This is a genomic window from Bacillus sp. FAU20 (assembly GCF_056033865.1).
In genome coordinates, this window is record NZ_JBVYHY010000021.1 from 103609 (window position 1) to 115452 (window position 11844).

Here is an 11844-nt window from a genome sequence, read left to right on the forward strand (position 1 = left end):
TAGCGCTCTAAAAACGATGCGCTACTTCTTTTTTAATCCGAAATCACTTTCACATACATCCCTCTCACCGCTTTTTCATAAGCAATATCACTCATCTGTCTTATGTTTTCTGACACAACAGACGACTGAACGATTTTCCCTTCACGAAGTAACGGTGGATCAATAAGACGCACTTTATTTTTCTGATACAAATCATAATCGTTTCTATCTTCTTTTACTTTTACATTCGGATGAACTTTTCTTAATAAAGCATGTACTTCTGAATCATTACATTGCTGCAATTTCGAAATAAGCTCATCATCTTCAAGAAGAAAATCATCTGCATGAATAACCTTTTTATGAAGAGATAACTTTAACGTTTTCGCTAACATATCATTTCCGTAAATATTCATTGGTTTCATAAAGAAATCAATTACTTCTTTGTAATACGTTTCTGTAAACCATTCTGCCATTTCGACACTTTGAACAACCATTTTCCCATCTACAGCGATGACATCTTCTAAAAAAATGTGAACTTCTTCTAAAGAAACATACCCATATGTATACATATCTCGTAATGTATAATCCACTCTGTCTGCGCATAATTCTGGCGCTGACCTTTCCAGTAACGTCCACTTCGAATCATCTAACAAAATATCTTCATAGTTATAACCATACTTCGCAAGGATCGCTGGAATTTCTGAGTTTTTCACAACAGAACTAAATATCTCTTCATGGTAACTTTCATCTTCATTATGAAAAACGTAATCAATCACGTGGGAAAAAGCAGTATGCGATACGTCATGCAGTAAACTAGCGATCTGTTCTTCTACTGAACCACCTAGTTTTTTCACTAACAACATAACACCAACTGAATGATCAAAGCGCGTTACATTCCATTTCTCGTTCATTAAGTAACTTGCGCCTGCTTGATGAATTCCCTTTAGTCTTTGCATAGACTTACTTGAAATTAATTCTTCTACTACTTGATCCACTTCAAATTCTCCGTATAGTACATCTGATATGATCACTTACAATCCCCCTTTATTTTAATCGAGTCTTATAATCTTATCTCTTTTATGAAATTAGCACCAACATAAATATTTATTGTTATTTGTTTTTATTTAAAAAAATAGAGAGCCATCAGCTCTCTATTTCATAACCCCTATTCAAATGTAACTTCTACCTGCACAATCTCCGACCTACTTCCAAGTCTAAGCGGTGGTCCCCAAAATCCAAATCCAGAAGAAACAATTGCGTGGAACGCGCCTTTTTGTGCGTATCCCCAGTCTAGCTCGTACATTCTTCTCGTTACAATATGATTGGGCGCCATTTGTCCGCGGTGTGTATGACCGGATAATAATAAATCTACACCTGCCGCTGCTGCTTGTTTCAACTCAAATGGCTGGTGATCCATTGCGATAACAGGCATCGATTTATCTACCGTACTCATTAATTGTTCAAAGCTTTGACGATCTCGCTCTGTTTTATCTCTTCTTCCAACGAGATAAAAGTCATCTTCAATTGTAATTACTTCATCTAAAAGAATACGAATATCAATCTTATCCATCTCTTGTAAAAACTCTGGAACCGCTCTACCGTAGTATTCATGGTTTCCTAATACGCCATATACGCCTAATGGTGCTTTCATTTGTTTCATGATTGGTCCCATATTCTTTTGAATGAACACACCTGGATGATCATCGATAATATCACCTGGTAGCAAAATAATATCGGGCTCCATTTCATTTACATGACGAACAAGTCTTTTTAAATGCGAAACGCCAGACAGTTTACCGAAATGCATATCAGAAGCCATCGCAATGCGTAAACTTTTACGCCCCTCTACCTTTTTCGGTATGTGCACCTCGTACTTTCTTACCACCGGGCTATACGCATTAAATACTCCATACGCAAAGATAAAGATAAATGCAGCTATCACAGCCGCCCCTGTCCAAATAATTGCCGCTTCTTTCTCTACTGAAAACTGTAAAAGAAAGACCATAATATTAGCTAATGGCAACAGCATAAGCGCATATTGTATAACCGCAAACCAAATCGAACCTATCGTTCGCAGAAATGGCAAAAACTTAAACACTTGCACGAGAATGTACGCATATGAAATAAATGCAACTATGAAAGCATAATACCCCCAAGATTCCCAGCCAAATACCGCATGAAGCCAAACCCATCCGTTCCAGCCGATGTAAAACATAAGTAGTGTGTATATAATTAATATGGTAAATATATTGAGATAACGAAGATTCTTCACAGCCAGCCTCCTTATTGATTTCTTCTATTATAACTTGTTATGCACTTATAACGTAAATATTAAGCACTTCAATCTTCACAATAAAAACATTGATAAACATATCGTCTTAAAATTTTTAAGAACGGCTGTAATGGGCATTTTGGAGTCTTAAGTGTTGGATGAAATTCTATTATCTTTATCCTTCAAAAATCATCTATGCAATTATGCATAACCATCCATTCCGTTTTATTTTCATGTTACGATATAAATGTAATACGACATATATCGACAAAGATAAAAGGAAGTGATTGTATGAAACGTTCTAAAACATCCTTAAAATGTTTAGCATTATCCGCTGTTTTTGCTAGTGGCGCTTTAACTCTTTCAACACCTGCTACTTACGCTCAAACAACGTCACAAGTTGTAACAGATATCGGGCAAAATGCAAAAACACATACGAGTTATAATACATTTAATAATGATCAAGCTGATAATATGACAATGTCTTTAAAGGTAACTTTTATCGATGACCCAAGCGCTGATAAACAGATTGCCGTTATTAATACAACTGGTAGTTTTCTAAAAGCAAATCCTACTATAAGTGATGCACCTATTGATAACTACCCAATCCCTGGCGCTAGTGCAACATTACGTTATCCTTCACAATATGATGTTGCATTTAACCTTCAAGATAACAGCGCTCGTTTCTTTAACGTAGCACCTACAAATGCTGTAGAAGAAACGACTGTAACATCTAGCGTATCTTATCAACTTGGTGGCTCTGTTAAAGCTTCTGTAACGCCTAATGGCCCTAGCGGTGAAGCTGGTGCAACTGGTCAAGTCACTTGGTCTGACTCTGTAAGCTATAAACAAACTAGTTATAAAACAAATTTAATTGACCAAACAAACAAAAACGTAAAGTGGAACGTATTCTTTAATGGATATAACAATCAAAACTGGGGTATTTACACACGTGACTCCTATCATTCTTTATATGGAAACCAACTGTTCATGTACTCTCGCACATACCTATATGAATCTGATGCAAAAGGTAATTTAATACCGATGGATCAACTTCCAGCATTAACAAATAGCGGTTTCTCTCCTGGTATGATTGCTGTTGTTATCTCTGAAAAAAATACAGATCAATCTAACTTACAAGTCGCTTATACAAAACACGCCGACGACTACCAACTTCGTCCAGGCTACACATTCGGAACTGCAAACTGGGTTGGAAACAACGTAAAAGACGTTGATCAAAAAACATTTAACAAATCATTCACACTAGATTGGAAGAATAAAAAATTGGTAGAGAAAAAATAGATAAAGAAAACCGAACCGCCATTTAGATGGTGGTTCAGTTTTTTATTGAAATAAAAAATCTTTCAGTTCTTTTAGTAACATAAACAGACCTTTTTTTCATTTCATGGATAGACTCATGTGCCTTTCTACTTAAAGCTAATGTCGACACTTTACTTCAACTTATCCGCCTTCGCAATAAATTTTGCTGCTTCCGCACGGCTTACCGCTTTATCTGGAGCCCAGCCATTATCTGTTCCAATTGAAATCTTTTCTTGGATTAAAATATGGGCATACTTCGCACCCCAATGATTGTTTAAGTCAGCAAATTCTTTCGGTAGTTTTATATTTTCATTTCTTTCTAATTTATATGCATTTACTAGCATAGAAGCCATTGATGCACGGTTAATTAACCCACTCGGATTAAAGTTACCCTTTTCATCATCTTTTACAATACCTGCTTTTTCAACAGCAGCAATGTATAGAGTTGCCCAGTGATTTTGTGCATCAGGGAATGATGACTTTGCATCTTTCTTAATTTCTAAACCTAAAACAGTTGCTAATATTTTTGCAGCTGAACTACGATCGATACTTTCAGCCGGAGCAAATGTACCGTCTGGCTTACCGTGTACTGCCTCTTTATCTACTAAATATTGAACTGATTCTTGTGCCCAAGTTGGTACGTCAGAGAATTTAGACTTCTGATCAATTGCACTCGCATAGATTTCAAACTGTACTTGATATGTATGATCATATTTAATTCCTGGAATTAATATATGCATTTGCATATTATATTTTTTCGAGAACTCATCAATTTCAAATTGAACAACTTTCGTACCGCTATTTGCTTTATCTTCGGAAATTACTTTTACATCATGGAATGTTCCTAATTTTTTTGATTCTCTACTCTAAGATAATAGAAAGGCAACCATCTTCATAAAGATGGTTGCCCCTATATTTAAACCTGCATCGCTTTTTCTCTCAAAGCTCTTCTCAGCAACTTACCTGTCGTATTCTTCGGCAGTTCTGTTAAAAACTCAATGCTTTTCGGCACTTTATATTTCGCTAAATGTAACGTGCAGTAATGCATTAGCTCTTCTTCTGTTACGTTTGCTTGCTTCAAAACGACGTACGCTCGCACAGCTTCTCCTAAGTTTTCATCAGGAACACCGATTACGACAACTTCCGCTACTGATTCGTGCGTATATAATACTTCTTCTACTTCACGAGGGTATACGTTATAACCGCCAACTAAGACGATATCTTTTTTACGATCCACGATATAGAAGTAACCTTCTTCATCCATTTTCGCCAAGTCACCTGTATATAGCCAGCCGTCTTTCAATGTCGCAGCTGTATCTTCTGGTGCATTATAGTATCCTTTCATAACGTTAGGTCCGCGAACGATTAATTCGCCGACTGCGCCGACAGGTACTTCTTCCCCAAGTTCATTTACAATTTTATTTTCTACATGCCAAATATTTGTGCCAATTGATCCTGGTTTACGAGGACGATCTAGCGGATTGAAACAAGTAACTGGTGATGCTTCTGATAAACCGTATCCTTCTGAAACAATAACGTTAAAACGTTTTTCAAAGTTTTGTAGAAGAGCAACAGGCATCGATGCACCACCGGAAATACAAAGACGAAGCGTCTTCACATCTTCTGCGCTTGCTTCTTCAAATAAATATAAATAATTGTACATTGTCGGTACGCCAGCAAAGATCGTTGGTTCGTACGTGCGACAAATACGGAATACTTCTTTCGGACTAAATTTCGGTAACATTAAAATCGTTGCCCCGTTCACAATCGGTGCATTTACCGCAACTGTTAAACAGAATACATGGAACATAGGCAGTGCCGCAACAACGCGGTCATCAGCCGTATATTGTAAATACGACGCCACATCGTTCGCATTACTATATAAATTTTTATGTGTTAACATAGCGCCTTTCGGTTTTCCAGTTGTGCCCGAAGTGTATAGAATAACCGCTACATCTTCTTCATCTAGTTCAGGACCTTCGTAAGTTGTATCTCCAGTCCCCACAAAACTAGTAAACGTTTTCATTTTTTCGGTTTCTGTATGGTTAAAATCTGATGAGGTTTCACATATGATGATGTTTTCTAATGAAGGAAGTCTTGTTGTAAGAGATTGTATAACAGGTAGAAGGACGTCGAGTACGATGATTGTTTTTACATCTCCATTTTGTAAAATATAATGCATTTCGTCTGCTGTATAAATTGGATTAACTGGAATAACAGTTGCTCCGGCTTTCATTGTTCCGTATAAACCGACCAAAAAATGTGGTGAGTTCCCAACAACTAATGCGACATTGTCCCCTTTTCCAATGCCCATTTCTGCTAAATTGCTAGAAAACCTTGTGACCATTTTGTTTAATTGGTCATAAGAGACCGACTGATCCATAAATATATAAGCCGGTTTATCCCCCTTCTTTTTTGCCGTTTCAGCCAAAGATTGAACGAGATTCACAAAAACCCCACCTTTATAAAATTTAGAATATTTAAAAATTCTAAATTAATTATATTAAAAGAAAATTAAAGTGGCAAGTGATATTCTATTAACTGCATATAGACAGATCACCTTTTCTTAGTTTACTTTGGAAAAATAAGGGGATTTTATTTACAAGTAATTTATAACACTAGACCAAAAATCATTTTAGGATAATATGCACTCATCTTTTTTCTAAGATTTTCAAGTTCCTCTTTATTTAAGCTCGTATACTCCCCATACAAATTCAAAACGTCCACTCCATTTTCATGAAAATACACGGTAACATATAATGCCGGTAACCCTGTATTGTCTTCATCTATTGATAAGACGACATCTGGTGTTTTATTAACAGTGCTGAATGTTTCATTTCTTTTCCACTTCTTATTTTGAAACATGTCTTGTATATCATGTATCTTTCGTTTGTTATCTGTATGCGTAAAATATATAACATTATCCTCCGCTGGTTTTCCGATAGACAAAATTATACGACTTGAGGGCGATCCACTGCTACACGCTGTCATTCCGACGACGAAGCTGAGTAATAATACAACGTACATTACCCTTTTCATTTCGATTCGCCTCCTTTTGTATATATATATTCCTTTACGAGGGGCGAATGTCCTGTGATTTTATGTTTTGTGGTAAATGAAATTATATGAGCGATTTTTCAGTTATATCAGCGCAGCTCGATTTATATCGGCGATTTTTCAAATATATCAGCGCAACTCGGTTTATATCAGCGATTTTCCAGTTATATCGACTTACCGACAAAATCTGACAATCTACACAAAAAGAAAGAGGCTACCCATTATGGCAGCCTCCCTCATTTTTAGAAGAATAAATGTAAGAAATCTTCTGTTGTAATGTTACCGAAGTAGCGTGCGATATCTACGCCTTCTAAAGCTACAGTGAATGCATCTTTATCGAATTGAACGCCTGTTAGACGCTCTTCGATATCATGCACATCTAGTGAACCGAAGAAGTCACCGTAAATTTTGCATTCTGTTACTGTTCCTTTTTTCACCTCAAGACGAACGTCAACTTGTCCAACTGGGAAGCGGTGTGAATGTTGTAAGTTGAACTTCGGTGATTTTCCGTAGTTCCAATCCCAATTTTGGTAGCGTTCTTCAGAAAGTTTGTGGATCTCTTTCCAATCCTCTTCTGTTAATTCATACGTTGGGATTTCTGTTTCTCCTTCGAAAATTGTTTCTAGAAGAAGTTGTCTAAACTCTTCTGTCGTCATTTCTTCGTTTAGGAACTCTGTAATGTTCGCAACGCGGCTACGGATTGATTTAATACCTTTTGATTGAATCTTATCCATTTTTACTTTTAATGCTGATACGACGTGATCGATTTCAGAGTCAAATAGTAACGTACCGTGACTGAACATACGACCTTTCGTTGAGAACTGCGCGTTACCTGAAATTTTTCTACCTTCAGCTAAAATGTCGTTACGACCACTTAGTTCTGCATTTACACCTAATTTACTAAGCGCTTTCGTTACAGGCTCTGTGAATTTTTTGAAGTTGCTGAAACTGTCTCCATCATCTTTCGTAATAAAACTGAAGTTTAAGTTTCCTAAATCATGATATACTGCGCCTCCACCTGATAGACGACGAACGACATGAATACCTTTTTCTTTTACGTAATCTGCATTAATTTCTTCTACTGTGTTTTGGTTTTTACCAATGATTATCGAAGGCTCATTAATGTAAAACAGTAAATATGTTTCGTTAATATCTAAATTCTTCACACAATATTCTTCAATTGCTAAGTTTATTCTAGGGTCTGTAATTCCTTTATTATCAATAAATAACATCGTATCACCTCATGAGTTCCATACGTAGCCACTATGCGCTAGCGTAATATGGCCACTGAAAATTTGTTTTGCTTCTGTTACTAAATCAGCTGGGTTGCCTGTATGCGGTAAGTGCGTTAATAAAAGTTCTTTTACATTTGCATCTTTCGCAATACTTGCTACTTCTGTACTATTCATATGCCCTGCTTTTGCAGCCTCTTGATGTGCATACATATTACACTCACAAATGAAAAGATCAGCATCTTTCGTGAATGGAATGAATTCAGGAATATAACTTGAATCAGCGCTGTATACTACAGCATCATCTCCAGCTGTAATACGCATCGCAAAGCATGTAACAGGATGAACAGTTTTTAAGAATGAAATCGAGAACGGTCCAACTTGAAGTGTTTCTTCTGGATTGTACGCGATTCCTTTCGTATGTGGTTCATGCGTTAAAGAATGGAATCCATTCTCGTCAAAGGTATGGCCGTATATTGGTAATTCCGGTAGTTGCCCCTTCGCCCCGCTCATAATTAATCTCGCATATTGCAATACCCCGATATCCGCAACATGATCATGATGATAGTGTGACAGTACAACTGCATCTATATGAGATGGTGTTATATATTTTTGAAGCTGTGCTAGTACACCACTACCACAGTCTACAAGTAAACGAAAACCATCGTGTTCAAACAAATACCCCGACGTTGCTTCTCCCGCTTCTGGAAAGCCGCCCCAAAAGCCGACAACAGTCATTTTCATATGTATCCATCCTTTCTAAAACCGAGTAGAAATGCATGTTTTACTTACATCCTACATTGTTAACTATAATCCATTTCCTAAACTTTTTCATTAATTTTCAATTTTGTTATAAAACAGTTGTTGACTTTTATTTTTTGTACTAATACAATGATAGTAAGAAATGGAAATGGAGGGATTGACATGATCGATCAACCAATGGAGTTTTTCAGAAATTTACCGACGAAAACTTGCGCACACTGCGGGAAAGAAATTGATGAGCAGCACGAAGCATACCATAATAAATGTGACGATTGCGTTCACGAAGAATAGTAGTTTGTGAACATAAAAAAACCTAGCAGACATAGTCTACTAGGCTAATAACATCTTATCCTTCATCGTTGAACCTTTCACCAAGAGCTCCAGTTCAAACTCATACAATTCTTTTTTTCGATAATTTTTCGTATGGATTTTATCCATCATTAGGTCGACAACTTTTCGGGCCATTTCATCAATTGGCTGTTCAATTGTCGTAATACCTGGTTCTGTAATCTGCGATAATATTTGATTATCAAAACCGATAACAGCAAGATCATCTGGAATGCTCCAGTTATGGCGTTTCGCCTCTGAGATAATTCCAGCTGCTACCTCATCGCCTCCTGCCAAAATCGCGGTAGGATTTTTTTTGTCCTTTAATACTTCATGGAATATTCGTTTTCCATCTTCCCAAGAGAAAGCGTTTTCAAGAAAGTCAATCGCTTCTACTTGGCGGCTCTTCTCAGTTATTGCACGTAAAAAGCCCATTTTTCGCTGCTGGCTAACGACTTTGGTTTCGTTACCACGGCAAAAAATAAGATTACGATATCCTTGATCTAACACATGCTTCGCAGCTATGTATGCTCCTTGCGCATGATCAAACTTCACTGTTGGAATATTTGCTTCCTCAATATATTCATTACACAACACGATTGGACCGTGCTGTAAGTATGGCTCTACATCTTCCCACGGATTTTCTAGTGAACATAGAATAATCCCATCTACTTGTTTCGTAGATAATAATTGTAAATACTCCATCTCTTTTTCCGGTAAATATCTTGTTTGACAAATAATCAGTTTATATTTATGTTCAGAAGCAGCAATCTCGATTGCTTCAATAAATCTACTGAAGAAAGGATTTGTAATCCTTGGAACTAGCACCGCAATTGTTTCCGTTTTTTGTTTACGAAGCCTTCTCGCCGCAGAATTAGGAACGAAGCCTAAATGCTTCATTGCTAATTGAACCCTTTTTTTCTTCTCATCTGAAACATATGGATGATTATTAATCACCCTAGAAACCGTTGTCCTTGATAACCCCGCTAATTTCGCCACGTCCTCTATAGTCGACACGAAATTCTCCCCCTTTGCATGAAAACGTTTTCTTAAATTGATTATATAGTATATTATTGGAAACTGCAATATCGGTTGTTATGATTTTACTATATTAATATTATACATAGGAAAAAGTCTGTTAATGCAGGAGCAATATACTGCTTTTAGAAATTTACGTTAGGTACATTCCTTTTCTTAATACCATATATCCTTTATTCAATATAAAACCCCATCAATACGTCATCTCCATATGATCCATCTTCATACTTTATTTGCTTTCTTTGTCTGCCTTCCTCTACAAATCCCATACGTTTATACACCTTAATCGCCCTATCATTAATAGAAACTACGCCTAAGCAAATTTTCTCTAAACCTTTCTGCTCTTTAGCCCAACGAATAAGAAATTCAATTAACTTCGTACCAATACCTTGATTACAGTACGCCTCTTTAATTCCCATTCCCATTGTACCTGCATGTCGTAAGCGGTCTAATTCATATCGATTGAAAAGTAAAAAGCCAACCACTTTTTTATCTACTTCATAAACTATGTAAAGATTGCCTTTCTCATTAATTTTCCGTATCTTTTCTCTTTCTGCATTCGTATCATTTTGTAATTTCTTTGGAGATACTATAAAAAATTTTGTAGTAGTTTCCGATAATATGATTTCTTTTCTAATATCCATAATTGCTTCTGCATCAGTCTCTTTTACTAACCGTATCATTGAATCACCTCGTACTTTTTCTTTTTAAAAATAATATTAAAACTATAAAACGTCCAATATGCAATATTGCATATTGAGAATCTTTTTACTCTTGATACAATATTCATACATCAAAATAAAAGGAATGTATGCAATGAATCCAATCTTAACAGCTGCAAAACAACTATTACATAAAGAAGAAAAGGTTTTATCTACTTTAAAATGTTCACTTACTGGCTATATGATTACGCATAAAGTCCCGTATCCTGGCATGTTACTTGCTACTAATCAAAGACTTCTCTTTTTTAGCCAATATAAAAACACATTCATTGCCGAATTTGATTATGAAAAAATTCTATCTATAGAAACGAAGAGAAGAATCTTTGACAAAAAAATAATATTTTACTATGAAGATGAATATATAACGCTTGGATACATTACAAGTTCGAATGTTGAAGCGTTCATAGACTTACTACAAAGAAACAGCAAGACTAGCACAGGCTTATAATCAGCGGGGATCCCCTCGCTGATTCATTATTTTAACTCCTCCCACTTCGTCCAAACTTCTCTCCCGTTTATACGGTACATATTATCCTCTCTATCCATAAACCCCTGTACAATAAATTCACGTCTAATTGTACAAAAATCATCATGATATTGTTTTATAAATGTATTAATTTCTTTTTCTGTATATTGATTTTCAGCATTTAACTTGCTAATTAAATGCTCTAACAATACTAGTTTTTTCTTCTTTTAACCTGGAATCGATTTTAAGCGATCCTCTTTATCGAAAAAGTTACGAATGGTCGTATTACGGAATTTCATTTCACTTCCAGTCATTTTTTATCCTCCAGCACTTTTTTTCTTTATCTTTTCACTTAAAATATCAATAAAGTAATATCCACCCATTAACACATAGTAGAACGTAAGTATTCCAAATGCATCTTTCATACTTGTATATACTTCTTTATCAAACAATATAGGTGAAAGGGCATAAACAAGAAAGATTATTAGCGGATTTAGGATAAAATAATAAGTAAGATTGCCTTTCATCATATCAACTCCTCTACCCTATGTTTCTCTGTAAATTGTTGTAATTCCTTTTCTTTCGTTTTTATAGGTTTTAGAAAGATTTATAGATGAACTAAGGAAAAGATGCCCTCTATTAAAATAAAAAAGCACCAAAAAGGTGCTT

The 11844-nt window shown here is 35.9% G+C and carries 12 protein-coding genes and 3 pseudogenes; 4 read left to right on the forward strand and 11 right to left on the reverse strand.

Going from position 1 to position 11844, the window contains the following annotated elements; all coding sequences use genetic code 11:
• Positions 1 to 32 precede the first annotated feature (32 nt).
• Together AC0OM3_RS14320 and AC0OM3_RS14325 are read right to left on the reverse strand one after the other, a co-directional pair.
• Entirely contained in the window at positions 33 to 1010 is a 978-nt protein-coding gene (locus tag AC0OM3_RS14320) for an HD domain-containing protein (protein ID WP_474212183.1), read from the reverse strand.
• A 134-nt stretch (positions 1011 to 1144) separates the two neighbouring features.
• Positions 1145 to 2251, reverse strand: a complete 1107-nt coding sequence (locus tag AC0OM3_RS14325) for a metallophosphoesterase (RefSeq protein WP_000793735.1) — start codon at positions 2249 to 2251, stop codon at positions 1145 to 1147.
• A 34-nt stretch (positions 2252 to 2285) separates the two neighbouring features.
• Between AC0OM3_RS14325 and AC0OM3_RS14330 the strand changes: the two are divergent.
• Positions 2286 to 2399 (forward strand): annotated as a pseudogene (locus AC0OM3_RS14330) (TetR family transcriptional regulator); the annotation flags it as partial.
• A gap of 143 nt (positions 2400 to 2542) precedes the next feature.
• Positions 2543 to 3553: a beta-channel forming cytolysin CytK2 gene (gene cytK2, locus AC0OM3_RS14335; RefSeq protein ID WP_000830610.1), complete on the forward strand. Its 1011-nt coding sequence runs from the start codon at positions 2543 to 2545 to the stop codon at positions 3551 to 3553.
• 149 nt (positions 3554 to 3702) lie between these two features.
• On the opposite strand, the pseudogene AC0OM3_RS14340 reads toward cytK2, so the two are convergent.
• The 5 genes and pseudogenes from AC0OM3_RS14340 to AC0OM3_RS14360 form a co-directional block, all read right to left on the reverse strand.
• A pseudogene (locus AC0OM3_RS14340) lies at positions 3703 to 4451 on the reverse strand (S-layer homology domain-containing protein); the annotation flags it as partial.
• Between the two features lie 36 nt (positions 4452 to 4487).
• Complete coding sequence (locus AC0OM3_RS14345) at positions 4488 to 6020, reverse strand: fatty acid--CoA ligase family protein (RefSeq protein WP_474212186.1); 1533 nt, start codon at positions 6018 to 6020, stop codon at positions 4488 to 4490.
• Between the two features lie 161 nt (positions 6021 to 6181).
• Complete coding sequence (locus AC0OM3_RS14350) at positions 6182 to 6610, reverse strand: hypothetical protein (RefSeq protein ID WP_474212188.1); 429 nt, start codon at positions 6608 to 6610, stop codon at positions 6182 to 6184.
• A gap of 260 nt (positions 6611 to 6870) precedes the next feature.
• Positions 6871 to 7860 (reverse strand): lipoate--protein ligase, encoded by a 990-nt coding sequence (locus tag AC0OM3_RS14355; protein WP_000897281.1) that lies wholly within the window; start codon positions 7858 to 7860, stop codon positions 6871 to 6873.
• Between the two features lie 9 nt (positions 7861 to 7869).
• On the reverse strand, positions 7870 to 8604 hold the full coding sequence (locus AC0OM3_RS14360) for an MBL fold metallo-hydrolase (RefSeq protein ID WP_000784679.1): 735 nt from the start codon (positions 8602 to 8604) through the stop codon (positions 7870 to 7872).
• A 180-nt stretch (positions 8605 to 8784) separates the two neighbouring features.
• Between AC0OM3_RS14360 and yhfH the strand changes: the two genes are divergently transcribed.
• Positions 8785 to 8913, forward strand: a complete 129-nt coding sequence (gene yhfH / locus AC0OM3_RS14365) for a protein YhfH (RefSeq protein WP_000567010.1) — start codon at positions 8785 to 8787, stop codon at positions 8911 to 8913.
• A 39-nt stretch (positions 8914 to 8952) separates the two neighbouring features.
• Here yhfH and AC0OM3_RS14370 read toward each other — a convergent pair whose 3' ends face one another.
• The gene (locus tag AC0OM3_RS14370) at positions 8953 to 9966 is read right to left on the reverse strand and encodes a LacI family DNA-binding transcriptional regulator (protein WP_000103715.1); all 1014 of its coding nucleotides are present in this window, start codon (positions 9964 to 9966) and stop codon (positions 8953 to 8955) included.
• 194 nt (positions 9967 to 10160) lie between these two features.
• Entirely contained in the window at positions 10161 to 10670 is a 510-nt protein-coding gene (locus AC0OM3_RS14375; RefSeq protein WP_000620464.1) for a GNAT family N-acetyltransferase, read from the reverse strand.
• A 133-nt stretch (positions 10671 to 10803) separates the two neighbouring features.
• Between AC0OM3_RS14375 and AC0OM3_RS14380 the strand changes: the two genes are divergently transcribed.
• Positions 10804 to 11157, forward strand: a complete 354-nt coding sequence (locus tag AC0OM3_RS14380; RefSeq protein ID WP_001068226.1) for a PH domain-containing protein — start codon at positions 10804 to 10806, stop codon at positions 11155 to 11157.
• A 26-nt stretch (positions 11158 to 11183) separates the two neighbouring features.
• Here AC0OM3_RS14380 and AC0OM3_RS14385 read toward each other — a convergent pair.
• Both AC0OM3_RS14385 and AC0OM3_RS14390 read right to left on the reverse strand, forming a co-directional pair.
• A pseudogene (locus tag AC0OM3_RS14385) lies at positions 11184 to 11489 on the reverse strand (DUF2087 domain-containing protein).
• 3 nt (positions 11490 to 11492) lie between these two features.
• Positions 11493 to 11705: a hypothetical protein gene (locus tag AC0OM3_RS14390; RefSeq protein ID WP_474212192.1), complete on the reverse strand. Its 213-nt coding sequence runs from the start codon at positions 11703 to 11705 to the stop codon at positions 11493 to 11495.
• Positions 11706 to 11844 lie beyond the last annotated feature (139 nt).